Source organism: Mycobacterium sp. NGS24 (assembly GCF_059813065.1).
On record NZ_JCALDW010000016.1, the window covers coordinates 71,289 to 95,760 of the forward strand.

Here is a 24,472-nt window from a genome sequence, read left to right on the forward strand (position 1 = left end):
CCGAATCTGATTGGCTGCCGTAGCCCGTTGGTCCAGGGAGAGGGGGTGGCGCGGTGCAGACGCTGAGCACTGCCGAGTTCGCTCTGCGCCTCTGCGTCGGAGTCGGATGCGGCGCGCTCATCGGCCTGGAACGCCAGTGGCGGGCCCGGATGGCGGGTCTGCGCACCAACGCGCTGGTCGCGACCGGTGCCACCTTGTTCGTGCTGTACGCCGCCGCCACCGAGGACAGCAGCCCCACCCGGGTGGCGTCCTATGTGGTGTCCGGTATCGGCTTTCTCGGCGGCGGGGTCATCCTGCGCGAGGGCTTCAACGTCCGCGGGCTCAACACCGCAGCCACCCTGTGGTGTTCTGCGGCGGTCGGGGTCCTGGCGGCGTCCGGACACCTGGCGTTCGCGCTGATCGCCACCGGCACCGTCGTCGGCATCCACCTGCTGGGGCGGCCGCTGGGCCGGATCATCGATCACGACAATTCCGGTGAAGAGGACGAGAGCCTGGAGCCCTACCAGGTTCAGGTGATCTGCCGGCCCAAGTCCGCGAAGTACGCCCGCGCCCAGATCGTGCAGCACACCAGCGGCAACGACATCATCCTGCGCGGCATCCACACCGGACAAGCCGGCTTCGACCACGGCAACGACAACATCGCGCTCACCGCGCATGTACTGGTCGACGGTCACTCGCCGGCCAAGCTGGAGCGACTGGTCGGCGAGTTGTCCCTGCAACCTGGCGTCTACGCCGTGCACTGGTACGCCGGCGAGCCGAGCAGTCCGATCCTGCCCGACCCGCAGTCCGACTGATCAGGGCCGGGCCTGCAGTTCAGGTGCGGCGGCGGCCAGCAGATCGGCGCGGTCGGCGGACAGCGGCGGATAGATGCGTCGGCCGTTGATCGTTTGCTTGGTCGCTTTGGCCGCCGCGCCTTGAGCCACCACCATGCGGTCCCAGCCTTCGGTGTACACCGCGCCGGCAGGTCCCAGGTCGAGCACAGTGACATACCACGGGATCCGCAGCGTCAGCAGCGGCGCACCGAACAAGTCGCTGATCACGTTGTAGCCGGCATAACGGCCCATCGGGCGGCCGTGCTGACACGACATGACCGACAGATGCTCGTCGTCCAGCCGCGCGGCCGCCACGTCGCCGGCGGCGAATATCGACGGCACGCCGATCACCCGCAGGTGGTCATCCACCGGCACCCGGCCCAGCCGGTCGCGGGCCACCGGTAGCTGTTCGGTCAGCGGGCTGGCGTGCATGCCCGCACACCACACCAGGGCGACGGCGTCGATCCGCTCGCCCGACGACAACGTCACCCCGTCCGGATCGACCCCGGCGACGCTGACCGCGGTCCTCACCTCAACCCCGTTGTCCGACAGCGCTGCCAGGATCACCGGTCGCGCTGACGCACCCATGTCCGAGCCGACCTCCGTGTGGTTGATCAGCACCACCCGCGGTGTCAACCCCAGCGCACGCAACCGTTCGGGCAACTCACAGGCGGTCTCGATACCGGTCAGACCCGCCCCGACCACGACCACCGTCGCCGACCCAGCGGCCGGCAGCCGATCGGCGACCTCGCGCAACCGCCGTTCCAATCGCAACGCGGCGTCGTAGGTGTCGATGTCGAAGCCGAATCGGCGCAGCCCGGGCAGGTCGGGTCTACTGAGCCGACTACCCGCGGCCAGCACCAGACGGTCGTAGGGATAGGTCGTGCCGGCCGCGGTGGTCACGGTGCGGGCGTCGGCGTCGATCCCGGTCACCTCGGCGGTGACGTGTCCGACACCGACCGGATCGAGCAAGTCGGCAAGCGGCAGCCGACAGGCGCTCAGGTCCGCCTCGTAGTTACGCACCCTGATGTCGTGGAACGGCTTGGCGCTCAACACCGTGACGTCCACGGTTCCCGGCGCGACGCCGAGTTCGTCGAGCCGACGAGCGGCGCCCAGTGCGGCCCACAGCCCCGCGAACCCGGAGCCGATCACCACAACGCGGCTCAACCGGACAACACCGTACGAATCTGGCCGAGCGTCGCTTTCGCCTTGGGTCCCGGCAGCAACATCCAGGTATGCATGCCTCCCTCGAGCTCGTACCAGCCGATGTCGAGGCCTTCGCTGCTCGCCCGCCGGCGAAACGCACGCGCGTCCGGGTTGAGCACGTCATGAGTGCCGGTGAACACCGTCAGGCGCGGCAGCCCGTCCAGGGGTCCGATGCTCGGGCTGAGCAAGGGGTGGTCCAGCGGGTCCCCGCCCGCATAGCGGATACCGGCGGCCCGCAGGTCGTCGAGGTTGAGAAACGGATCGATCTTGGCGACCTTGAGCACCTCGGGGTCCGGTAGTCCGAGGTGCATCCAGGGGGAGAGCAGCAGCGCGTCGGTGGGCTGGGGGAGTCCGGCGTCGCGCACCGCGTGGCACAACGCGAAGGCCATCCCACCGCCGGCTGAATCGCCCATGAAAGCAATCGATTTCGGATCGTGCGTGTCCAGTACCTGCCGGTAGACCTGCAACAGGAACGGAAAGACCTGGCGGTAACTGTGTTCGGGGGCGATCGGGTAGATCGGCACCACCAGGGTGCGGCGCAGCACGTGCGCCAGCCGGGCGATGGCGGGCCAGTGGAAGTGCGGCAGCAGATCCAGCACGTAGGCGCCACCGTGCAGGTAGAGCACGTGGCCGGTCAGTTCGCCGGCGTCGACGTGGCGCGGGGTGACTTGATACACCGGGCGGCCGTTGAGGTCGGTGCGGACCACGTCGATCTTCTTCAGTACCAGCGACGAGGGCCGGCCGCAGTAGGGCGGGCGCGGATGCGCGGCCCAGTGTTCGAGTTTGGCCGGCGGAAACATCCGGTTGCGCACGCCGGACGCGCGCAGCAGCCGCTGGGTGACGTGCGGTTTACGGATCGGGCGGATCATCTCGTCTTCGGTTCGTCAATCGGCACGGGTTCAGTAATCTGTCCAGTGTGAATGGTGTCACGGACTTTTTCGCCGGCCTTCCCGCCGAGCTACGGGATCCGGTGCTGTTCGCCATTCCGTTTTTCCTGCTGCTGCTGACGCTGGAGTGGACGGCGGCGCGCAAACTCGAGAAATTTGACGCGGCGGCCGGCACCGGGGACCCGGGGCATGCCAGGCCGGCGTCAGGTGCCTACCTCGCCCGCGATTCGATGGCCAGCATCTCGATGGGCCTGGTGTCGATCGCGACCACGGCGGCCTGGAAAGCGTTGGCGCTGTTCGGATACGCCGCGTTGTATGCCTATGTCGCACCATGGCACCTCCCTGCGACCAAGTGGTACACGTGGGTCGTCGCGTTCCTGGGTGTCGACCTGCTCTACTACGCCTATCACCGCGCCGCCCACCGTATTCGGCTGATCTGGGCTACCCACCAGGCTCATCACTCAAGCGAATTCTTCAACTTCGCCACCGCGCTGCGCCAGAAGTGGAACAACAGCGGCGAGATTCTGATGTGGGTGCCGCTGCCGCTGCTGGGCGTGCCGCCGTGGCTGATCTTCTTCAGCTGGTCGCTGAACCTGATCTACCAGTTCTGGGTGCACACCGAGCGCATCGACAAACTGCCCCGGTGGTTCGAGTTCATCTTCAACACGCCGTCGCACCACCGGGTGCATCACGGCATGGACCAGCCGTACCTGGACAAGAATTACGGCGGCATCTTCATCGTCTGGGACCGGCTATTCGGCAGCTTCCAGCAGGAACTGTTCCGGCCCCACTACGGGCTGACCAAGCCGGTCGGCACCTTCAACATCTGGAAACTGCAGACCCGCGAATACGTGGCGATCGCTCGGGACCTGCGCTCGGCGCGGGGGCTGCGGGCCCGCCTGGGATATGTTTTCGGCCCGCCCGGTTGGACGCCGCGCGAGAGGCGGCAGACCGCGGACGCCACCCCGCTGGCCAGCGCTCGGTAACGCTGCAGCCCGTCCGCGCGAAAGCCTTAATGTTGACGTTATAGCGCCGTGACCTGATGGACGGCGTGTCGATCACGACGGATGGGAGGCCTTCGTGGGCCGCACACTAACGCGGGCAGTCCTCGCGTCGATGATGTCCGCGGCAGCGGCCTTCGGGCTGTCGCCGGCCACCGCCAGCGCCGACCCGCCGCTGGTGTTCCCGGGAATGGAAATCCATCAGGACAATCGCGTCTGCACGCTGGGGTTCGTCGACATCGCCCGGCGCATGGCGTTCAGCGCCGGGCACTGCCGCGGCGGCGGGTCGGTTTACGACGGCAACAACAACCTGATCGGTCACGTGGTGGCGTCGCGGGACAACACCCCGACCGGGTCGACGGTGGCCACCGATCAGCCCATCGACGACTACGAGGCGATCGCGCTGGCCAACGGCGTCACCATGAGCAACATTCTGCCCGGCGGCCGCGGCCTGGTGTCCACCGGCGCGGCACCGGCCCCGGGACAGGCCGTCTGCCACTTCGGAGTGACCACCGGCGAAACCTGCGGCACCGTGGAAAGCGTCAACAACGGCTGGTTCACCATGTCGCACGGTGTGCAGACCCAACAGGGCGATTCCGGCGGGCCGGTGTACCTGACCAACGGCTCCGCCGGTCAGATCATCGGGATCTTCAACAGTATCTGGGGCGACCTGCCGGCCGCGGTGTCCTGGCAGAGCGCCTCCGAGCAGGCCCGCCACGACCTGGGGGCCGGCGCGAGCTAGCGGCACGAGCTCGGCCCGAACGCGGGCGCAGGGCGATCGTGTCAGACTTGACCGTGGGCACACGCCAGGACTCGCCGGAGGACATCGAGGCCGCGGTCATCGATGCCTATGCCGACCTCGCCGACCAGGTGGACCGGGCACGAGACGGGGCCGGCGGCGAATCGTGGAGCCACGAGGTGATCGCGATGGCTCACGCCATGCGCGAGTGGGCGGTGGCGCACCCCGCCCGGTGGGGACTGCTCTACGGCAGTCCAGAGCCCGGCTTTCCCGCGCCCGAAGATCGTGCCCGACCGATCGGCACCCGCATCGTGGCGTCGTTCCTCGATGCCGTCGCCGCCGGGATCACGACCGGTGACATCGTGCTGGTCGACAGCCACGCGCCGCAACCGACATCCTCCGACTTCCGGCGGCTGCGCGACGTGTACGCCTTCCCCGGTGACGACCACGTCGTCGGCAAGTGCTTCCTGCTGTTCGCCGGCGTGGTGGGAGCGATCAGCCTCGAGGTGTTCGGAAAGTACGGCACCGACACCCTCGGCGATGCTGCGACGGTTTTCGACACCCAGGTGCGCCTGCTGGTCGAGGTTCTGGCCCGACACTGAGCATCAACTAGAACACGTTCACCGCCGTGTCCGCGCCCGCGGCGCGGCGGACACGGCAAAGTGCTCACCAGCAGTCCTGGCCGGCGCGCGACTGGGATATTCTGCGAGACGATGAACCTCCTCGTTCAGTCGCCCATTCAAATCGCCTGGGTGGCGGCGGATCTCGGCACCACCGAAACCGCTCTCACCGGCCTGTTAGGCGTTCGCAAGTGGGTGCGGATCCCAGAGGTGCACTTCGGTCCCGAGACGTGCACGTACCGCGGCGAGCCGGCGGATTTCGTCGCGAATATCGCCCTGAGCTACCTCGGAGACATGCAGCTGGAGCTGATCGAGCCGGTCCGCGGGGAGAATATCTATAGTGACTTTCTGCGGGACCACGGCCCCGGTCTGCACCACATCTGCGTGGCGGCCGAAACACTCGCGAAGTTCGACGCGGCCCTCGCCGATGCCGCGACCCGGGGTGCGACGGTCGTGCAACAGGGCGTGATGCCCGGCGGAATGCATTTCGCCTACGTGTCGGCGCCGCAGGCGGGCGTGCCGTTCGTGGAGATCGCCTACCTGTCCGACGAGATCAAGGCGTTCTACGACTACCTGAAACGGGAGCAGTGATGAGCCGCTCCGACGACGTGCGCAACAACCAGGAGGGGCCCCGATGAGCACCGACATCCCAGCAACGGTCCGGGTGGACACGGTCGGGTCCTGGTCGGACGAGGTCGACGTGCTGGTGCTCGGTTTCGGTATCGCCGGCGGGTGTGCTGCGGTCAGCGCAGCCGCCGAAGGCGCCCGGGTGCTGGTGCTGGAACGCGCGGCCGCGGCCGGTGGCACCACCTCGATGGCCGGCGGGCACTTCTATCTGGGTGGGGGCACCGCGGTCCAGGAGGCCACCGGGCACTCCGACTCTGCGGAGGAGATGTACAAGTACCTGGTCGCGGTGTCGCGCGAGCCCGAACTGGACAAGATTCGCGCCTACTGCGACGGCAGCGTGGAGCACTTCGACTGGTTGGAGGGGCTGGGGTTCCAGTTCGAGCGCAGCTATTACCCGGGCAAGGTGGTCGTACCCCCGGGCACCGAAGGTCTCAGCTACACCGGCAACGAGAAGGTATGGCCGTTCTGCGAGCAGGCCGTCCCGGCGCCGCGCGGGCACTCCGTGCCGGTGCCCGGCGAGTTAGGTGGTGCGGCGATGGTGATCGACCTGCTGCTCAAGCGCGCCGACGAGCTCGGCGTAGCCATCCGCTACGAGACCGGGGCCACCAATCTGATCGTGGACGACGGCGGTGCTGTCGTCGGGGTGAGCTGGAAGCATTTCGCCGACACCGGGGCCGTCCGGGCCAAGGCAGTGGTGATCGCCGCCGGCGGTTTCGCGATGAACCCGGACATGGTCGCCACTCACACGCCCGCCCTGGGCCAGCAACGGCGCACCAAACACCACGGGATGGTCGCGCCCTACATCCTGGGCAACCCCAACGACGACGGCCTGGGTATCCGATTGGGTGTCTCGGCAGGCGGCGCGACCAAATTCATGGACGAGTTGTTCATCACCGCGGCGGCCTATCCGCCGGAGATCCTGCTGACCGGGGTGATCGTCAACAAGGAGGGCAAGCGGTTCGTCGCCGAGGACTCCTATCACTCGCGTACCTCGGCGTTCGTCCTCGAACAGCCCGAGCAGACCGCGTACCTGGTGGTCGACGAAGCACACATGCAGATGCCCGAGATGCCGCTGATCAAGTTCCTGGACGGCTACGAGACGATCGGCGAAATGGAGGAAGCGCTGGGCATCCCCGCCGGCAACCTCGCCGCGACGCTGCAGCGCTACAACGAATTCGCCGCCAAGGGCGACGACCCGGAGTTTCACAAGCAGCCGGAATACCTTGCGGCACAAGATAAGAGTCCGTGGGCGGTGTTCGACCTGTCGCTCGGGCGGGCGATGTACTCCGGCTTCACCATCGGTGGCCTGGCGGTGACCCTGGACGGGCAGGTGCGGCGCGCCGACGGCAGCGTCATCCCGGGTCTGTATGCCGCCGGCGCCGGCGCCTCCAACATCGCCCAGGACGGCAAGGGATACGCCAGCGGGACGCAGTTGGGTGAGGGATCCTTCTTCGGGCGCCGCGCCGGAGCGCACGCGGCCGCGGCGGCGACGACCTAGACCTGCGCGGGCTTCTGATCCACCGGGCCCAGCCGCCACCGGCCGCCGCCCAGCAACTCCAGCCGGCGTTCGTGCAGCAACTCGACGGCCCGGTGGTGGCTCACACTGACCACCACACAATCCGGCAGTTCGCTACGCAGCAGCTGGTAGAGCGCGAATTCCAGCCCTTCGTCGAGAGCCGACGTGCTCTCGTCGAGGAATACCGCCTTCGGCTTCGTGAGCAGGATGCGGGCGAACGCGACGCGCTGCTGCTCACCGGGGGAGAGCACCTTGGCCCAGTCGCGCTCTTCGTCCAGCCGATCGCACAGGGGCGCCAACGCGACCTTGATCAGCGTCGCGCGCAGCGTGTCGTCGGCGACATCGTCGGGTGCATTCGGGTAGCTCACCACGGTGCGTAGGGTGCCCAGCGGCACGTAGGGCAACTGGGACAGGAACATCGTCTCGTTCTCACCGGCCGGGCAGCGCAACGTGCCCGAAGCGTGGGGCCACAGTTCGGCGAGGCTACGCAGCAGCGTCGTCTTCCCCGACCCGGATTGGCCCACGATCACCAGCGACGAACCCCGATCGAGCTGCACGTCGACCGGGTCGATCAGGCGGTCCCCGGCGGGACTGCGCACCTCGATGTCGGCGAGTTCGACGACTGCGTCCCGGCTCGGCTGCACCAGCACCGACGGCAGCGCGCGACCCTTCTGGTTCGCGTCCACCAGTCCGTGCAGCCGGATGATCGCGGCGCGGTAGGGCGCGAACCTGTCGTAGCTGTAGCGGAAGAACGACAGGCCGCCCTCGATGTGGGTGAACGCGCTCGCCGTCTGCCCGACGTCGCCCAAGGTGATCTGCCGGGAGAACAACCGCGGTGCCTGCACCACCCAGGGCAGCGGGACGATCGACTGACCCATCGTCCAGTTCCAGCCGTCGAAGATGATGGTCCGCCGGACGTACCGACGGTAGTTGTCGATGATCGGCGTGAAGCGCCGCCACAACTGCGCACGTTCGACCCGCTCGCCACGGTAGAAGCCCACCGCCTCGGCCGCGTCGCGCAACCGCACCAGGGCATAACGGAATGCGGCGTTGAGCTTCTCGTTGGAGAAGCTCAGCCAGATCATCGGCCGGCCGAGCCGGAAGGCCACCACGGTCGCCACCACCACATAGACCAGCACGATCCAGAACATCGCGCGGGGCAGCCCGACACCGAAAATTTCCAGCCGTCCGGACAGGTTCCACAGAATCGAGGCGAACGAGATCACCGCGGCGATCGCATGCACCGCACCGAACAGCAACATCCCCTGCGCCTGGTTGCCGGGTGCGTTCGCGGTGCCGCCGACGCCGGCGGTGAAGACGTCGACGTCCTGCTGGATGCGCTGGTCGGGGTTGTCGATGGGCTCCTCGATGAACAGGTCCCGGTAGTAGGCCCGGCCGTCCAGCCAGTCGTCGGTGAGCCGGGCGGTCAGCCAGATGCGCCATCTGATGACGAACCGCTGGGTCAGATAGATGTCGAGGAGGATCCGCCCGATGAAGATGGCGGCCAACACGCTGAAGTGCAGCAATGACATATAGAAGCCGTGCCTGCCGGAGCGGGTGACTGCGGCATTTCCCGCGCCCATGCCTTCGAACGCGGCTTGCAGCGAGTCGTACAGATCCTTGCCCTGGTAACTGAACAACACGTCCAGCCGCACCGAGAACAGCACCATCATCAGCAGCACGCCCAGCATCAGCCACACGCGGACGGCGTGCGGGCCGGTGAAGTAGTCGCCGGTGATCCGCCAGAACTGCCGGCCCCACACGGTCGCATATCGCAGCACGACCACCACGGTCACGATGCAGGCCGCACTGATCAGCCACGCAAGTGCGAGCCATTCAATGGAGTCCAGGGGTGCCGCAGACCAGTCGATGGACGGCTGGAACGGCTTCTTGTCCAACTTCGACGCCTCCTAGCAGGCTGGCACGCGACGCGTACTTCCCCGCGAAGGTACCCGAGCGCGGCGGTTAGGCTGCCGGGATGAGCACCGCAGCTCCACCCACCGTCCACGCCGGCCGGCTCATCGCCCGCCGGCTCAAGGCCAGCGGCATCGACACGATGTTCACTCTGTCCGGCGGGCATCTGTTCTCGATCTACGACGGCTGCCGCGACGAAGGGGTGCGGCTGATCGACACCCGCCACGAGCAGACCGCGACGTTCGCCGCGGAGGGCTGGTCGAAGGTGACCCGGGTGCCGGGTGTGGCCGCGTTGACGGCGGGGCCGGGTATCACCAACGGCATGAGCGCCATGGCGGCCGCGCAGCAGAATCAGTCCCCGCTGGTGGTGCTGGGCGGCCGGGCACCGGCGTTGCGCTGGGGAATGGGTTCGCTGCAGGAGATCGACCATGTGCCGTTCGTGGCGCCGCTGACCCGTTTCGCTGCCACCGCCCAGTCAGCCGAGGACGCGGGCCGGCTCGTCGACCAGGCACTGCGGGCCGCGGTGGGCGCACCGTCGGGGGTGGGATTCGTCGACTTCCCGATGGATCACGTCTTCTCCATGGCCGACGACGACGGGCGCGTCGGTGCCCTGTTCGACCTGCCGGAACCGTCGAGCGCCGACACCGACGCGCTGGACCGGGCAGCCGACCTGCTGTCCAAGGCCCAGCGGCCGGTGATCATGGCCGGCACGAATGTCTGGTGGGGTCGCGGGGAGATCGCACTGCTGCGCCTCGCCGAGCAGCTGGGCATTCCGGTGCTGATGAACGGGATGGCCCGCGGCGCGGTGCCCGCCGACCATCCGCTGGCGTTCTCCCGGGCTCGTTCGAAAGCGTTGGGCGGCGCCGACGTGGCGCTGATCGTCGGCGTCCCGATGGACTTCCGGCTGGGCTTCGGCAAGGTGTTCGGCGAGCAGACCCAGCTGGTGGTGGCCGACCGGGCCCGCCCGGAGCGTGGCCATCCGCGCCCGGTGGCCGCCGAGCTGTACGGCGACCTCGACGCGATCCTGTCGACGCTGGCCGGATGCGGCGCGACCGGGCACCAGAGTTGGATCGACGAGCTGCGGCTGGCCGAATCCGCCGCGCGCGACCTGGAACAGGCCGAACTCGCCGAAGACCGCATCCCGCTGCACCCGATGCGCGTCTACGCCGAGCTGGCCCCGCTGCTGGATCGCGACGCGATCGTGGTCATCGACGCCGGAGATTTCGGCTCCTACGCCGGCCGGGTGATCGACAGCTACCAGCCGGGCTGCTGGTTGGACAGCGGCCCGTTCGGCTGCTTGGGCTCGGGTCCCGGATACGCGTTGGCGGCCAAGCTCGCTCACCCGGACCGGCAGGTGGTGCTGCTGCAGGGCGACGGCGCGTTCGGGTTCAGCGGGATGGAATGGGACACCCTGGTCCGGCACAACGTGCCGGTGGTGTCGGTGGTGGGCAACAACGGCATCTGGGGTTTGGAGAAACACCCGATGGAGGCGCTGTACGGCTACTCGGTAGTGGCTGAACTGCGTCCGGGCACCCGGTACGACGAGGTGGCCCGTGCCCTGGGCGCGCACGGCGAACTGGTCTCGGCACCGGCCGAGCTTCGCCCTGCGCTGGACCGCGCCTTCGCCAGCGGGCTGCCTTCGGTCGTCAACGTCCTGACCGATCCCAGCGTCGCCTACCCGCGCCGCTCCAACCTGGCGTAAATGCCGCCGCGTACCGTTGGGCTGTGCCTAAGACCACCCGTTCCCAACCCGGCCGTCTGAGCGGCCGCTTCTGGCGTCTGCTGGGCGCCAGCACCGAAAAGGACCGCAGCCGCTCGATGGAGGTCGTGACGGCTTCCGAGGAGTACGACAAGGAAGCCGCCGACCTCAGCGACGAAAAGTTGCGCAAGGCCTCCAAACTGCTCAACCTCGACGATCTCGCCGATTCCGACGACATCCCCCAGTTCCTGGCGATCGCCCGGGAGGCCGGTGAGCGGACAACCGGGTTGCGCCCGTTCGACGTCCAGCTGCTGGGTGCGCTGCGCATGCTCGCCGGGGACGTCATCGAGATGGCCACCGGTGAGGGCAAGACGCTGGCCGGTGCGATCGCGGCGGCCGGGTACGCGCTGGCCGGCCGACATGTGCACGTGGTGACCATCAATGACTATCTGGCCCGCCGGGACGCCGAATGGATGGGTCCGCTGATCGAGGCGATGGGCCTGACGGTCGGCTGGATCACCGCGGAGTCCAGTAGTGCGGACCGCCGCGCGGCCTACGACTGCGACGTCACCTACGCCTCGGTCAACGAGATCGGGTTCGACGTGCTGCGCGACCAGTTGGTGACCGACGTGGAGGACCTGGTTTCGCCGAATCCCGACGTGGCGCTGATCGACGAGGCCGACTCGGTGCTGGTCGACGAGGCGCTGGTGCCGCTGGTGCTGGCCGGCACCAGCCACCGGGAGACCCCGCGGGTGGAAATCATCAACCTGGTCGGCCGGTTGAACCCGGAGACCGATTACGACACCGATTCCGACAGCCGCAACGTCCATCTCACCGAATCGGGTGCCCGCAAGGTCGAGAAGGCGCTCGGCGGAATCGACCTGTACTCCGAGGAACACGTCGGCACCACGCTGACCGAAATCAACGTCGCCCTGCATGCGCACGTCTTGTTGCAGCGCGACGTGCACTACATCGTGCGCGACGACGCGGTGCACCTGATCAACTCCTCGCGCGGGCGCATCGCGCAGCTGCAGCGCTGGCCCGACGGTCTGCAGGCCGCCGTCGAGGCCAAAGAAGGCATCGAGACCACCGAGACCGGTGAGGTGCTCGACACCATCACCGTGCAGGCGCTGATCAACCGGTACACCACAGTGTGTGGGATGACCGGCACCGCGCTGGCCGCCGGTGAGCAGTTGCGTCAGTTCTACAAGCTGGGTGTGTCGCCGATTCCGCCGAACACACCCAACATCCGCGAGGACGAATCCGATCGGGTCTACATCACCGCGGCCGCCAAGAACGACGCGATCGTCGAGCACATCGCCGAGGTGCACAAGACCGGGCAGCCGGTGTTGGTAGGCACCCGCGACGTCGCCGAATCCGAGGACCTGCACGAGCGGCTGTTGCGTCGCGACGTTCCCGCGGTGCTGCTGAATGCGAAGAACGACGCGGAAGAGGCGCAGGTGATCGCCGAGGCCGGCAAGCACGGCGTGGTCACCGTGTCGACGCAGATGGCCGGCCGGGGCACCGACATCCGGCTGGGCGGATCCGACGAATCCGACCACGACCGCGTCGCGGAACTGGGCGGCCTGCACGTGGTGGGCACCGGCCGGCACCACACCCAGCGGCTGGACAACCAACTCCGGGGCCGCGCGGGACGCCAGGGTGACCCGGGCTCGTCGGTATTCTTCTCCAGCTGGGAGGACGACGTGGTGTCGGCCAACCTCGACCACAACAAGCTGCCGATGCAGACCGACGAAGACGGCCGCATCGTCAGTCCGAAGGCGGCCGGACTGCTCGATCACGCGCAGCGGGTCGCCGAGGGCCGGATGCTCGACGTGCACGCCAACACCTGGCGCTACAACCAGCTGATCGCCCAGCAGCGGGCGATCATCGTCGATCGCCGGAACACGCTGCTGCGCGACGCGACCGCGCGCGAGGAACTCGAGGAGCTGGCCCCCAAGCGATACAAGGAGCTGGCCGAAGATCTCTCCGAGGAGCGACTGGAGAAGATCTGCCGGTTGATCATGCTCTATCACCTCGACCGCGGCTGGGCTGATCACCTCGCGTATCTGGCCGATATCCGGGAGAGCATCCACCTGCGGGCACTGGGTCGGCAGAATCCGCTCGACGAGTTCCACCGGATGGCAGTGGATGCGTTCGCCTCGCTGGCCGCCGATGCGATCGAGGCGGCGCAGCAGACGTTCGAGACGGCGAACATCCTCGAAGACGAGCAGGGGCTGGACCTGTCCAAGCTCGCCCGGCCGACGTCGACGTGGACCTACATGGTCAACGACAACCCGCTGTCCGACGACACCCTGTCCACGCTGAGCCTGCCCGGCGTCTTCCGCTGAGCTCCGGCTAGACACGCCCTCCGCGTGCGGACGGCATCGTCGGCGGACCCGGCTGCATCGCCCACCTCCTCAACCCTCCGCGTGCGGACGGCATCGTCGGCGGACCCGGCTGCATCGCCCACCTCCTCAACCCTCCGCGTGCGGACGGCATCGTCGGCGGGCCCGGCTGCATCGCCCACCTCCTCAGCCCTCCGCGTGCGGACGGCATCGTCGGCGGGCTAAGGTCACGGCTCATGGAGCCTGGGTTGGCACAGGATCGGGTGCTGACGGTGCCCAATGTGCTGAGCATCGTGCGGCTGGCCCTCATTCCGGTCTTCATCTACCTGATGCTGGTCGCCCATATCCACAGCTGGGCGGTGGCGATCCTGATGTTCAGCGGGTTCTCCGACTGGGCGGACGGCAAGATCGCCCGGCTGCTGGACCAGTCGTCGCGGCTGGGGGCGCTGCTGGACCCGGCCGTCGATCGGCTCTACATGGTCACCGTCCCGATCGTGTTCGCCCTGAGCGGGATAGCGCCCTGGTGGTTCGTGCTGACGCTGGTGGGCCGCGACGCGCTGCTGGCCGCCACCCTGCCACTGCTGCGCAGCCGCGGCCTGTCGGCGCTGCCGGTCTCCTATGTGGGTAAGGCCGCGACCTTTGCCCTGATGTGCGGTTTCCCGCTGGTCCTGCTGGGTCAGTGGGACGCGCTGTGGAGCCGGGTCGTGGGGTACTGCGGGTGGGCGTTTCTGATCTGGGGCATGTACATGTACCTGTGGGCGTTCGTGCTGTACCTGGTGCAGGTGGTGCTGGTCCTGCGCACGATGCCGAAGGTCAGCCGCGCTGCAGCCGACCCGAAGGCAGGAGCATGACTGAGCCCGATCGGCTGCTCGGGGGCTACGACCCCAACGCCGGCCTGAGCGCGCACACATCCCGCCCGAAACGTATCCCGGTGCCCTCGCTGCTCCGCGCCCTATTGTCGGAGCATCTGGACCCCGGCTACGCGGCTGCGGCCGCCGCACGCGAGCGCAGCGGCGCGCCGGAAACCCACCGCGCCCGAGCTTTCGGCTGGATGTGGCAGGCGTTGGCAGCGACCCTGGTCGCCGCGGTGTTCGCCGCCGCCGTGGCCCAGGCCCGTTCGGTTGCGCCCGGGGTGCGGACGGCTCAGCAGTTGCTGACCGCGAATGTCCGGTCCACGCAGTCCGCCGCGACCCGGCTGTTCCGGCAGCGCAGCGCGCTGGCCGCGAAGGTCGACGAGGTGCAGCGGCTCGCATTGACCGACGACGCCGAGGGGCAACGTCTGCTGACCCGCCTCGACGCGCTGAGCCTGGCCGCCGCCAGCACCGCGGTGATCGGCCCGGGTGTGACCGTCACCGTCACCGACCCCGGCGCCGGACCGAACCTGTCCGACGCCTCCAAGCAGCGGGTGAGCGGCAGGCAACAGATCATCTTGGACCGCGACCTGCAACTCGTCGTCAACTCGTTGTGGGCCAGTGGCGCCGAAGCGATTTCGATCGACGGCGCCCGGATCGGCCCCAATGTGACCATCCGGCAAGCCGGCGGCGCGATCCTGGTCGACAACAACCCGACCACCAGCCCGTACACCATCGTGGCGATCGGGCCCCCGAAGGCGATGCGGGACGCCTTCGATCGCAGTCCCGGACTGCGTCGGCTTAGGCTGCTGGAGGTCTCCTATGGTGTGGGCGTCAACGTCAACGTGGGGGACGGTCTAGCGCTGCCGGCCGGAGCTGTCCGGGAGGTCACGTTCGCCAACCAGATTGGGCCGTAAGGAAAGTCAAGTGAGAAGTCATCTGCCGGCATGATCGGAATCGCCGCCCTCGCCATCGGCATCGTGCTGGGCCTGGTGTTTCACCCCAGTGTTCCCGAGGTGATCCAGCCGTACCTGCCGATCGCCGTCGTCGCCGCGCTGGACGCGGTCTTCGGCGGGTTGCGTGCCTACCTGGAACGCATCTTCGACCCCAAGGTCTTTGTCGTCTCGTTCGTGTTCAACGTGCTGGTGGCGGCGCTGATCGTCTACGTCGGCGACCAACTGGGCGTCGGCACTCAGCTGTCCACCGCCATCATCGTCGTACTGGGCATCCGGATCTTCGGCAACGCAGCCGCGCTGCGCCGCCGACTGTTCGGGGCGTGACTTGAGCTCTGAGATGAGGTGTGGGTGAGCCAGGACGAGGCGAAGTCGCCCGAGGCTGCGCACCGCGGGCGGCACGAGCTGCCCCCGGACGGCCGGCGGCGCCCGAAGGCCGGCCGGTCCCGCCTGGCGTTCGGCACGCTGGCCGTGCTGCTGTGCCTGGTGCTGGGTGTCGCGATCGTCACCCAGGTCCGGCAGAACGAGTCCGGCGACTCCCTGGAAACCGCCCGACCCGCCGACCTGCTGGTGCTGCTGGATTCGCTGCGGCAGCGGGAGGCGACGCTGAGCACCGAAGTCGCCGACCTGCAGAACACGCTGAACAGGCTGCAGGCGTCGGGCAACACCGATCAGGCCGCCATCGAGAACGCCCAGGCACGCCTGGCCGCGCTGTCCATCCTGGTCGGCGCGGTGGGTGCGACCGGACCGGGCGTCACCATCAGGATCGACGACCCCGGCCCCGGGGTGGCGCCGGAGGTGATGCTGGACGTGATCAACGAGTTGCGCGCCGCGGGCGCCGAGGCCATCCAGATCAACGACGCGCAGCAGTCGGTGCGAGTCGGCGTCGACACCTGGGTGGTCGGCTCGGCGGGCTCGTTGACCATCGACAACAAAGCTTTCGCCCCGCCGTATTCGCTTCTGGCCATTGGTGATCCGCCGACACTGGCGGCGGCGATGAACATTCCGGGCGGTGCGGAGGACAGCGTCAAACGCGTCGGCGGACGGATGTCGGTGCAGCAGTCCGACCACGTCGAGGTGACCACCTTGCGGCCACCGAAAACGCGCCAATACGCTCAGCCCGTCAAGTGAAGCAGCCCCGGCCATCGACCAGAACAGGATCACCGTGACCGATATCCCCTCCGATCTGCACTACACCGCCGAACACGAATGGGTGCGCCGCAGCGGGGAAGACACCGTGCGGGTCGGGATCACCGATTTCGCGCAGTCGGCACTGGGTGACGTGGTTTTCGTCCAGCTGCCGGACGTGGGCACCGAACTGCGCGCCGGAGATTCGTTCGGTGAGGTGGAATCCACCAAATCCGTGTCCGATCTGTATGCGCCGGTGTCGGGCACCGTGTCTGCGGTCAACGGCGATGTGGACGGCACGCCGCAGCTGCTGAATTCCGACCCGTACGGCGCCGGCTGGCTGCTGGAACTCCAGGTGGGCTGCGCCGACGTCGCCGCCCTGGACTCGGCTATCGCCGGTCTGCTCGACGCTGAGGCCTACCGCGGCACGCTGGCCGAATGACGGTTGCTAACCTCCCAGTTTCGGGGCGGATCGCGGGTCGCGCGCCGGATGTAGAACAAGCCGGGGTGCGGGGCTTACGATCCTGCAGGTGGTTGCCACATCGACAACCTGTGCGCGGTACGGTCAAGGCAGCACGGACGTGAAGCGGTAGACAGCAGTACAAGCGGTAAATGCGAGTGGGAAGCGGGCCGAGCTACGGCCCGTACTACGCCGGCATATGGACGCCACAGCGGCCAGTGAGGAGCAGCGGGTGACGGATAACGAGCAGAGTGACGAAGTCACGGTGGAGACCACCTCGGTCTTCCGCGCCGACTTCCTCAACGAACTGGACGCACCCGCGCAGGCGGGTACCGAGAGTTCGGTGTCGGGCGTGGAGGGGCTCCCGGCCGGGTCGGCGTTGCTGGTCGTCAAACGCGGGCCTAACGCCGGGTCCCGGTTCCTGCTGGACCAGGCCATCACGTCTGCCGGCCGGCATCCCGACAGCGACATCTTTCTCGATGACGTCACGGTGAGCCGTCGCCATGCCGAATTCCGCTTGGAAAGCTCGGAATTCAACGTCGTCGACGTCGGCAGCCTCAACGGCACCTATGTGAATCGTGAACCGGTGGATTCCGCGGTGCTGGCCAACGGTGACGAAGTTCAGATCGGCAAGTTCCGGCTGGTCTTCTTGACCGGACCCAAGGGTGACGACGACGGGGGATCCGGCGGCTAGTGAGCGCACCCGATAGCCCGGCACTTTCCGGGATGTCGATCGGGGCGGTCCTGGACCTGCTGCGACCGGACTTCCCCGATGTCACCATCTCCAAGATTCGTTTCCTGGAGGCCGAGGGGCTGGTGACGCCGCAACGCGCGGCGTCGGGTTATCGGAGATTCACCGCCTACGACTGCGCGCGGCTGCGCTTCATCCTGACCGCCCAGCGCGACCATTACCTGCCGCTGAAGGTGATCCGGGCACAGCTCGACGCCCAGCCCGACGGGGAGCTGCCGGCGGTCGGATCTCCTTACGCGGTACCGCGATTGGTGTCGGTGGCGGGCGATGGCACCGACTCGGGCCCGGAGCCGGCCGCGGTCTCACCCACCGCCGTCCGGCTCAGTCGCGACGATCTGCTGGACCGTTCGGGCGTCGACGAGGGCACCCTGACCGCCCTGCTGAAGGCGGGGGTCATCACCACCGGCCCAGGCGGATTCTTCGACGAGCACGCGGTGGTGATTCTGCAGTGTGCGCGTGCGCTCGCCGATTACGGCGTGGAGCCAAGGCATTTGCGTGCGTTCCGCTCCGCGGCGGACCGGCAGTCGGACCTGATCGCCCAGATCGCCGGGCCGCTGGTCAAGGCGGGCAAAGCCGGCGCGCGGGACCGGGCCGACGAGCTGGCGCGCGAAGTCGCCGCACTGGCGATCACGCTGCACACCTCGCTGATCAAGTCGGCCGTTCGCGACGTACTGCATCGCTGAGGACTAGACTTCACCTTCGACGGCAGCGGCGTGCGGAGGGCAGACACAGATGGGTGAAGTTCGTGTTGTCGGCATTCGTGTCGAGCAGCCGCAGAATCAGCCGGTGCTGCTGCTGCGCGAGACGAACGGTGACCGGTACCTGCCGATCTGGATCGGCCAGTCGGAGGCCGCCGCGATCGCCCTGGAGCAACAGGGTGTCGAACCCCCGCGCCCGCTCACCCATGACCTGATCAGGGATTTGATTGCCGCGCTTGGGCATTCGCTCAAAGAGGTACGCATCGTCGATCTGCAGGAAGGCACCTTCTACGCGGACTTGATCTTCGACCGGGACATCAAGGTGTCGGCCCGGCCGTCGGACTCGGTGGCGATCGCCCTGCGCGTCAACGTGCCGATCTATGTCGAGGAGTCGGTGCTCGCCCAAGCCGGTCTGCTGATTCCGGATGAAAGCGACGAAGAGGGCGGCAGCCCCGTCCGCGAGGACGAGGTGGAGAAATTCAAAGAGTTTCTCGACAGCGTGTCGCCCGACGATTTCAAGGCGACGTGATCGGGTACCCGCCCGAGATCACGGATGCGTCTCATATCACACAACGGAATGTCGACACGCCTGCCGGATATCACTCAGTCCTTCGGGCGGCCGCCATACTTTGATGACGAGTTGATGATGGACCCACAGCACGGCAGCCACCGAACGGCGTATGCTCTAGCACACTCGGGCCTGAGAATAACGTGGCTGTTGGGGCAGTCAGTGACGCAGCTTTGAACCACCAGCGCGATCGGCGAGAGGATGCACCGTGAGCGAGCAGCCACGTCAAGGACAGCTTGACCTTGCCGATCACCCGGCTACCGGATCCAAGCCGGTGGTGGCCGGCGAACCGGTGCAGCCCGGACTGTTCCCCGACGACTCCGTGCCGGACGAGTTGGTGGGCTACCGTGGGCCGAGTGCCTGCCAGATCGCCGGCATCACCTACCGCCAGCTGGACTACTGGGCACGTACCTCGCTGGTGGTGCCCTCGATCCGCAGCGCGGCCGGATCCGGCAGCCAGCGGCTCTATTCGTTCAAGGACATCCTGGTCCTCAAGATCGTCAAGCGTCTGCTGGACACCGGGATCTCGCTGCACAACATCCGCGTCGCGGTCGACCATCTGCGGCAGCGCGGCGTGCAGGATCTGGCCAACATCACCTTGTTCTCCGACGGCACCAGCGTCTACGAATGCACCTCGGCCGAAGAGGTCGTCGACCTGCTGCAGGGCGGCCAGGGCGTGTTCGGGATCGCCGTCTCGGGTGCGATGCGCGAGTTGACCGGCGTGATCGCCGACTTCCCCGGCGAGCGCGCCGACGGCGGCGAGTCGATCGCCGCCCCCGAGGACGAGCTGGCTTCGCGGCGCAAACACCGCGACCGCAAGATCGGCTGACGCGCTCAAACCGCGCGCAGTAAACTGGTACCCGCATCGCTCTCGCGCGGGAGAGCTCTGTGGCCGCCAGCTACAGACGCCGAAGGAGCAACACCTCTCCGTCAACCTCTCAGGCACCCGGACCGCGCCAGACAACGATGCCTCTGGAAAGCGGTGCGGGATCCACCCCCACACCCGCCGATGGGGAAAGGCGTAGCCGCCGAATCTCTCAGGCGCCCGGCACTCGGGTGAGGACAGAGGGGGAGGACCTTGGTCGCGTCCCCCATGTCAGGAGATTCCCGCTGTGCTCCACCAAACCTTTGCAGACCGGCACATCGGCCCGGACGGCGACGCCGTCGCCACTATGCTCGCCGTCATCGGTGTCGACTCGCTCGACGAGCTGGCCGCCAAGGCGGTCCCGTCCGGCATCCTGGACAAGCTGAGCGAATCGGGCGCTGCCCCGGGACTGGATCGGCTGCCGGCCGCGGCCACCGAGTCGGAGGCGCTCGCCGAGTTGCGAGCGCTGGCAGACAGCAACACCGTCGCGGTGTCGATGATCGGGCAGGGCTATTACGACACGTTCACCCCGCCGGTGCTGCTGCGCAACATCTTGGAGAATCCGGCCTGGTACACGGCCTATACGCCGTACCAGCCGGAGATCAGCCAGGGCCGGCTGGAAGCGCTGCTGAACTTTCAGACCATGGTCACCGACCTCACCGGGCTCGAGATCGCCAACGCGTCGATGCTCGACGAGGGCACCGCGGCGGCCGAGGCGATGACGTTGATGCACCGGGCCTTCCGGGGTCGGTCCAACCGCCTGGCCGTGGACACCGACGTGTTCGACCAGACCGCGGCGATACTGGCCACCCGGGCGAAGCCGTTGGGCATCGAGATCGTGACGGCGGACCTGCGCGACGGCCTGCCCGACGGGGAGTTCTTCGGCGTCATCGCGCAACTGCCGGGAGCCAGCGGCCGGGTCACCGATTGGAGCGCCCTGGTCACGCAGGCCCATGACCGCGGAGCGCTGGTGGCCGTCGGCGCTGACCTGCTGGCGCTGACTTTATTGACGCCGCCCGGCGAGATCGGCGCCGACGTCGCGTTCGGCACCACCCAACGGTTCGGCGTGCCAATGGGATTCGGCGGCCCACACGCCGGATACCTGACGGTGCACACCAAGCACGCCCGCCAGCTGCCCGGACGGCTGGTCGGGGTGTCGGTGGACGCCGACGGCGACGTCGCGTACCGCCTGGCGCTGCAGACCCGCGAACAGCACATCCGCCGCGACAAGGCGACCAGCAACATCTGTACCGCACAGGTGCTGCTGGCGGTGATGGCCGCCATGTACGCCAGCTACCACGGCGCCGAGGGCCTGACCGCAATCGCGCGGCGGGTGCACGCCCACGCCGACACCATCGCCGCGGCCCTGGGTGCCGCGCTGGTGCACGACACCTACTTCGACACGGTGCTGGCCCGGGTACCCGGCCGTGCCGAGCAGGTGGTGGCCGCGGCCAAAGCCGACGGCATCAACCTGTGGCGGGTGGACGCCGACCACGTGTCGATAGCGTGCGACGAAGCCACCACCGACACGCAGGTGGCCGTGGTGCTGGCGGCGCTCGGCGTGTCGGCCCGGCCATCAGCCGGGACCGACATCGGCACGCGCACTTCGGATTTCCTGACCCACCCCGCATTCAGCGAATACCGCACCGAGACGTCGATGATGCGCTACCTGCGCACCCTGGCGGACAAGGACATCGCCCTGGACCGCAGCATGATCCCGCTCGGCTCATGCACCATGAAACTGAACGCCGCCGCCGAGATGGAGCCGATCACCTGGCCGGAATTCGGGCGTCAGCATCCCTTCGCCCCGGCCTCCGACACCCCGGGTCTGCGTCGGCTGATCGCCGACCTGGAGAGCTGGCTGGTGGACATCACCGGCTACGACGCCGTGTCGCTGCAGCCCAACGCGGGTTCGCAGGGCGAGTACGCCGGCCTGCTGGCCATTCACGACTACCACGCCAGCCGCGGCGAGCCGCACCGCGACATCTGTCTGATTCCGTCCAGCGCGCACGGCACCAACGCCGCCTCGGCCGCGCTGGCCGGGATGCGGGTGGTCGTGGTGGGCTGCCACGAGAACGGCGACGTCGACCTCGACGATCTGCGCGCCAAGGTGAGCGAACACGCCGAGCGGTTGTCGGCGTTGATGATCACCTACCCGTCCACGCACGGCGTCTACGAGCACGACATCGCCGAGATCTGCGCGGCCGTGCACGACGCCGGCGGCCAGGTCTACGTCGACGGCGCCAACCTCAACGCGCTGGTCGGCCTGGCCCGGCCGGGCAGGTTCGGCGGTGATGTCAGCCATCTGAACCTGCACAAGACGTTCTGCATTCCGCACGGCGGGGGCGGTCCCGGCGTGGGTCCGGTCGCGGTCCGCGCACACCTGGCGGACTTCCTGCCGGGTCACCCGTACGCTCCGGAACTTCCCCAGGGGCATCCGGTGTCGTCGGCGCCGTACGGGTCGGCCTCGATTCTGCCGATCAGCTGGGCCTACATCCGGATGATGGGCGGCGACGGGCTGCGGGCAGCGTCATTGACCGCGATCGCGTCGGCGAACTACATCGCCCGCCGGCTCGACGAGTACTTCCCGGTGCTCTACACCGGGGAGAACGGCATGGTCGCCCACGAATGCATCCTGGACCTGCGCGGCATCACCAAGGCCACCGGCGTGACCGTCGACGACGTCGCCAAACGGTTGGCGGACTACGGTTTTCACGCACCGACCATGAGTTTCCCGGTGGCCGGCACCCTGATGGTGGAGCCGACCGAAAGCGAGAGCCTGGCCGAGGTCAACGCGTTCTGTGAGGCGATGATCGGTATCCGCGGGGAGATCGACCGGGTCGGCAGAGGGGAGTGGCCGGTGGACGACAATCCGCTGCGCGGCGCCCCGCACACCGCCGAATGCCTGGTGGCCTCCGTCTGGGACCACCCCTACACCCGCGAAGAGGCGGCGTACCCGCTGGGCAAGGCGTTCCGGCCCAAGGTGTGGCCGCCGGTGCGGCGCATCGACGGCGCCTACGGCGACCGCAACCTGGTCTGCTCCTGCCCGCCGATCGAGGCGTTCGCCTAACCGAAGCGTTCCACGATGGCCGCCGCGATCCGCTGCGGCGCATCTTCCTGGATGTAGTGCTTGGCCGCCGGCAGCTCGACCAGCACGTGATCGGGGAACGCCGCCGTCATCCGGGGCAGCGACGGCCCCGGCCGGAAGGCGAAGTCCTTCATGCCCCAGATCAGCAGTGCGGGTTTGCCGCCCAGCCGGGCCGGCACCTCGCGCGCCAGCCGCTGCAGCAGCGGTTCGGCGGCCAGGATCTCCTTGGGCATGCGGGCGACGCCCACCCGCGCGGCGGCGTCGGGCTGCACGGCGCGATAGTGCTGCATCACCGCGGCGTCGGGCCGGCGCTGGGTGCCCGCCGGGATGAGCCGCTCGACGAAGAAGTTGCGCTGCAGGATCGCATACTGCAGCGGCGGACTCGACATCACCCGGGAGAAGATCTTGGTGCTGAGCACGTCGGTGGGCCAGAACCAGGTATTGCCCAGCACCACGCCGCGCACCCGGTCGGCCCGGTCGACCGCGGCCGCCATGCCGATCGGGCCGCCCCAGTCCTGACCCATGGTCACAAAGCCGTCCAGGCCGAGATGGTCGACGAGTTCGCCGACCACCCCGGCATGCTCCTCGATCCGGTAGCCGAATCCGGGCGGGCGCTCGGACAGCCCGAAACCGAGGTAGTCCGGTGCGATGCAGCGGAACCGGTCCCGCAGCGCCACCACGATGTCCCGGTAGAGAAAGCTCCAGGTCGGGTTGCCGTGGCAGAACAGGATCGGTGGGCCGTCCCCTTCGTCGAGGTAGTGGATCCGACCCCGGGAGCTGTCGAACCAGCGCGACTCGAACGGGTACAGCGCTGGATCCGGCGTGAAGTTGATCGTCATCACCCTCCTTGCGTCAGCAACCGATGGTATGTCCTCGTAGTGTCGAGGGGTGCTGATCGGTTTCCTGCTCGCGCTCGGTTGTTCGGTGTGTTACGGCTCGGCGACGGTGCTGCAGGCCGCGGCGACCCGGGCCGTCGAACCCGGCGGCAACTCCGGGGTGGACGCGATGCTGGTGCTTCGCGCCCTGCGGCAGTGGCGCTATCTCGCCGGTATCGGGTTGGACGGTCTGGGCTTTCTGCTGCAGGTGGCGGCGCTGCGGCTGGTGCCGATCTATGTGGTGGCCGCGGCACTGGCCGCCTCGATCGCAGTGACCGGCATCGTCGCGGCGTGGATGCTGTCCGCGCGGCTGTCGCCGGTCGAGTGGACAGCCGTCGGCGTGGTCTGCGTCAGCCTCGCGATGCTGGCGCTCGCGGCCGGGCCGGGGCACTATCGGCGCGCCCCCGCCGGGCTCGGCTGGGCGCTGCTGGTGGTAGTCGCGGTGGTGCTGCTCGGGGGCGCGCTGACCAGCCGGTTGGGCGACCGGGCACGGTCGCTGGTGCTCGGCTTCGGCGCCGGCACCGGGTTCGGCGTCGTCGAGGTCGGGGTGCGGCTGATCGAGGTGACCAACCCGACCAAGCTCGCGTTCTACGCGAACCCGGCGCTGTACGCGGCGGGTGCCGGTGGCCTGGTCGCGTTCCTGTTGCTCACCTCCGCGCTGCAACGCGGGTCCGTGACCACGACGGTGGCGGCGATGGTCGTCGGCGAGACGATCGCGCCCGCACTCGTCGGGGTCGTATGGCTGGGCGACAGCGCCCGCCCCGGCCTGGGCTGGGTGGTCATCCTGGGCTTCGCCGTCGCGGTCTCCGCGACGATGGTGCTGGCCCGGTTCGGCGAGGCACCGGAGCCGGTCACCCGGTGAGAAG

The 24,472-nt window shown here is 68.1% G+C and carries 23 protein-coding genes and 2 riboswitches; of the genes, 19 read left to right on the forward strand and 4 right to left on the reverse strand.

Going from position 1 to position 24,472, the window contains the following annotated elements; all coding sequences use genetic code 11:
• Nucleotides 1–53: 53 nt before the first annotated feature.
• Complete coding sequence (locus AC5Y6Y_RS19250; protein WP_463825421.1) at nucleotides 54–794, forward strand: MgtC/SapB family protein; 741 nt, start codon at nucleotides 54–56, stop codon at nucleotides 792–794.
• On the opposite strand, the gene AC5Y6Y_RS19255 is transcribed toward AC5Y6Y_RS19250, so the two are convergent.
• Complete coding sequence (locus tag AC5Y6Y_RS19255; protein ID WP_499918919.1) at nucleotides 795–1,979, reverse strand: NAD(P)/FAD-dependent oxidoreductase; 1,185 nt, start codon at nucleotides 1,977–1,979, stop codon at nucleotides 795–797. It lies immediately after the preceding gene.
• Entirely contained in the window at nucleotides 1,976–2,887 is a 912-nt protein-coding gene (locus tag AC5Y6Y_RS19260; RefSeq protein WP_463825423.1) for an alpha/beta hydrolase fold domain-containing protein, read from the reverse strand. Before AC5Y6Y_RS19260 ends, AC5Y6Y_RS19255 begins: the two co-directional genes overlap by 4 nt.
• Nucleotides 2,888–2,934: 47 nt before the next feature.
• Here AC5Y6Y_RS19260 and AC5Y6Y_RS19265 point away from each other — a divergent pair, with 47 nt between their 5' ends.
• The 5 genes from AC5Y6Y_RS19265 to AC5Y6Y_RS19285 all read left to right on the forward strand — a co-directional run bounded on the left by AC5Y6Y_RS19265 (nucleotide 2,935) and on the right by AC5Y6Y_RS19285 (nucleotide 7,390).
• Entirely contained in the window at nucleotides 2,935–3,891 is a 957-nt protein-coding gene (locus AC5Y6Y_RS19265; RefSeq protein WP_463825424.1) for a sterol desaturase family protein, read from the forward strand.
• 94 nt (nucleotides 3,892–3,985) lie between these two features.
• Nucleotides 3,986–4,648, forward strand: a complete 663-nt coding sequence (locus tag AC5Y6Y_RS19270) for an Rv1815 family serine proteinase (protein ID WP_463825425.1) — start codon at nucleotides 3,986–3,988, stop codon at nucleotides 4,646–4,648.
• On the forward strand, nucleotides 4,594–5,247 hold the full coding sequence (locus tag AC5Y6Y_RS19275; protein ID WP_463825474.1) for a TetR-like C-terminal domain-containing protein: 654 nt from the start codon (nucleotides 4,594–4,596) through the stop codon (nucleotides 5,245–5,247). Before AC5Y6Y_RS19270 ends, AC5Y6Y_RS19275 begins: the two co-directional genes overlap by 55 nt.
• A gap of 111 nt (nucleotides 5,248–5,358) precedes the next feature.
• Nucleotides 5,359–5,856, forward strand: coding sequence for a VOC family protein (locus AC5Y6Y_RS19280; RefSeq protein WP_463825426.1), 498 nt, complete (start codon nucleotides 5,359–5,361; stop codon nucleotides 5,854–5,856).
• 43 nt (nucleotides 5,857–5,899) lie between these two features.
• On the forward strand, nucleotides 5,900–7,390 hold the full coding sequence (locus AC5Y6Y_RS19285) for an FAD-binding protein (RefSeq protein ID WP_499918922.1): 1,491 nt from the start codon (nucleotides 5,900–5,902) through the stop codon (nucleotides 7,388–7,390).
• On the opposite strand, the gene bacA is transcribed toward AC5Y6Y_RS19285, so the two are convergent.
• Complete coding sequence (bacA, locus tag AC5Y6Y_RS19290) at nucleotides 7,387–9,306, reverse strand: vitamin B12 ABC transporter pemease/ATP-binding protein BacA (protein ID WP_499918923.1); 1,920 nt, start codon at nucleotides 9,304–9,306, stop codon at nucleotides 7,387–7,389. The genes AC5Y6Y_RS19285 and bacA overlap by 4 nt on opposite strands.
• Nucleotides 9,307–9,386: 80 nt before the next feature.
• On the opposite strand from bacA, the gene AC5Y6Y_RS19295 reads away from it, so the two are divergent.
• The 12 genes from AC5Y6Y_RS19295 (at nucleotide 9,387) to gcvP (ending at nucleotide 22,713) form a co-directional block, all read left to right on the forward strand.
• Nucleotides 9,387–11,024, forward strand: coding sequence for an acetolactate synthase (locus AC5Y6Y_RS19295; protein WP_499918925.1), 1,638 nt, complete (start codon nucleotides 9,387–9,389; stop codon nucleotides 11,022–11,024).
• Between the two features lie 23 nt (nucleotides 11,025–11,047).
• Nucleotides 11,048–13,372: an accessory Sec system translocase SecA2 gene (secA2, locus tag AC5Y6Y_RS19300; RefSeq protein WP_499918929.1), complete on the forward strand. Its 2,325-nt coding sequence runs from the start codon at nucleotides 11,048–11,050 to the stop codon at nucleotides 13,370–13,372.
• A gap of 233 nt (nucleotides 13,373–13,605) precedes the next feature.
• Nucleotides 13,606–14,220 (forward strand): CDP-alcohol phosphatidyltransferase family protein, encoded by a 615-nt coding sequence (locus tag AC5Y6Y_RS19305; RefSeq protein WP_463829002.1) that lies wholly within the window; start codon nucleotides 13,606–13,608, stop codon nucleotides 14,218–14,220.
• Nucleotides 14,217–15,137, forward strand: coding sequence for a DUF881 domain-containing protein (locus tag AC5Y6Y_RS19310; RefSeq protein ID WP_463829000.1), 921 nt, complete (start codon nucleotides 14,217–14,219; stop codon nucleotides 15,135–15,137). The genes AC5Y6Y_RS19305 and AC5Y6Y_RS19310 overlap by 4 nt, the downstream gene beginning before the upstream one ends.
• A 30-nt stretch (nucleotides 15,138–15,167) precedes the next feature.
• The gene (locus tag AC5Y6Y_RS19315; RefSeq protein WP_083111365.1) at nucleotides 15,168–15,500 is read left to right on the forward strand and encodes a small basic family protein; all 333 of its coding nucleotides are present in this window, start codon (nucleotides 15,168–15,170) and stop codon (nucleotides 15,498–15,500) included.
• 18 nt (nucleotides 15,501–15,518) lie between these two features.
• Nucleotides 15,519–16,304 (forward strand): DUF881 domain-containing protein, encoded by a 786-nt coding sequence (locus tag AC5Y6Y_RS19320; protein ID WP_499918932.1) that lies wholly within the window; start codon nucleotides 15,519–15,521, stop codon nucleotides 16,302–16,304.
• 34 nt (nucleotides 16,305–16,338) lie between these two features.
• Nucleotides 16,339–16,743, forward strand: coding sequence for a glycine cleavage system protein GcvH (gene gcvH, locus AC5Y6Y_RS19325; RefSeq protein ID WP_499918934.1), 405 nt, complete (start codon nucleotides 16,339–16,341; stop codon nucleotides 16,741–16,743).
• A gap of 250 nt (nucleotides 16,744–16,993) precedes the next feature.
• Nucleotides 16,994–17,455 (forward strand): glycogen accumulation regulator GarA, encoded by a 462-nt coding sequence (gene garA, locus AC5Y6Y_RS19330; protein WP_463828997.1) that lies wholly within the window; start codon nucleotides 16,994–16,996, stop codon nucleotides 17,453–17,455.
• Nucleotides 17,455–18,195: a transcriptional regulator FtsR gene (gene ftsR, locus AC5Y6Y_RS19335; RefSeq protein WP_463828996.1), complete on the forward strand. Its 741-nt coding sequence runs from the start codon at nucleotides 17,455–17,457 to the stop codon at nucleotides 18,193–18,195. The genes garA and ftsR overlap by 1 nt, the downstream gene beginning before the upstream one ends.
• Before the next feature lie 49 nt (nucleotides 18,196–18,244).
• A complete protein-coding gene (locus AC5Y6Y_RS19340; RefSeq protein ID WP_499918937.1) occupies nucleotides 18,245–18,739 on the forward strand; it encodes a bifunctional nuclease family protein in 495 nt (164 codons plus the stop codon).
• 247 nt (nucleotides 18,740–18,986) lie between these two features.
• The gene (locus tag AC5Y6Y_RS19345) at nucleotides 18,987–19,607 is read left to right on the forward strand and encodes a MerR family transcriptional regulator (RefSeq protein ID WP_463828994.1); all 621 of its coding nucleotides are present in this window, start codon (nucleotides 18,987–18,989) and stop codon (nucleotides 19,605–19,607) included.
• A gap of 37 nt (nucleotides 19,608–19,644) precedes the next feature.
• A riboswitch (glycine riboswitch) is annotated at nucleotides 19,645–19,742 on the forward strand.
• A riboswitch (glycine riboswitch) is annotated at nucleotides 19,743–19,854 on the forward strand. It begins immediately after the preceding riboswitch.
• A 36-nt stretch (nucleotides 19,855–19,890) separates the two neighbouring features.
• On the forward strand, nucleotides 19,891–22,713 hold the full coding sequence (gcvP, locus tag AC5Y6Y_RS19350; protein ID WP_499918940.1) for an aminomethyl-transferring glycine dehydrogenase: 2,823 nt from the start codon (nucleotides 19,891–19,893) through the stop codon (nucleotides 22,711–22,713).
• On the opposite strand, the gene AC5Y6Y_RS19355 is transcribed toward gcvP, so the two are convergent.
• Nucleotides 22,710–23,570, reverse strand: a complete 861-nt coding sequence (locus tag AC5Y6Y_RS19355; protein ID WP_463828992.1) for a haloalkane dehalogenase — start codon at nucleotides 23,568–23,570, stop codon at nucleotides 22,710–22,712. The two genes, gcvP and AC5Y6Y_RS19355, sit on opposite strands and share 4 nt — an antisense overlap.
• A 49-nt stretch (nucleotides 23,571–23,619) precedes the next feature.
• Here AC5Y6Y_RS19355 and AC5Y6Y_RS19360 point away from each other — a divergent pair, with 49 nt between their 5' ends.
• The gene (locus AC5Y6Y_RS19360) at nucleotides 23,620–24,468 is read left to right on the forward strand and encodes a DMT family transporter (protein WP_463828991.1); all 849 of its coding nucleotides are present in this window, start codon (nucleotides 23,620–23,622) and stop codon (nucleotides 24,466–24,468) included.
• Nucleotides 24,469–24,472: the final 4 nt, after the last annotated feature.

Coding starts and splice junctions, on each gene's coding strand:
- AC5Y6Y_RS19315 (WP_083111365.1), top strand. CDS start 15,168: ATGATCGGAATCGCCGCCCTCGCCATCGGCATCGTGCTGGGCCTGGTG.
- AC5Y6Y_RS19305 (WP_463829002.1), top strand. CDS start 13,606: ATGGAGCCTGGGTTGGCACAGGATCGGGTGCTGACGGTGCCCAATGTG.
- AC5Y6Y_RS19355 (WP_463828992.1), bottom strand. CDS start 23,570: ATGACGATCAACTTCACGCCGGATCCAGCGCTGTACCCGTTCGAGTCG.
- AC5Y6Y_RS19295 (WP_499918925.1), top strand. CDS start 9,387: ATGAGCACCGCAGCTCCACCCACCGTCCACGCCGGCCGGCTCATCGCC.
- AC5Y6Y_RS19260 (WP_463825423.1), bottom strand. CDS start 2,887: ATGATCCGCCCGATCCGTAAACCGCACGTCACCCAGCGGCTGCTGCGC.
- AC5Y6Y_RS19310 (WP_463829000.1), top strand. CDS start 14,217: ATGACTGAGCCCGATCGGCTGCTCGGGGGCTACGACCCCAACGCCGGC.
- AC5Y6Y_RS19285 (WP_499918922.1), top strand. CDS start 5,900: ATGAGCACCGACATCCCAGCAACGGTCCGGGTGGACACGGTCGGGTCC.
- AC5Y6Y_RS19280 (WP_463825426.1), top strand. CDS start 5,359: ATGAACCTCCTCGTTCAGTCGCCCATTCAAATCGCCTGGGTGGCGGCG.
- AC5Y6Y_RS19340 (WP_499918937.1), top strand. CDS start 18,245: ATGGGTGAAGTTCGTGTTGTCGGCATTCGTGTCGAGCAGCCGCAGAAT.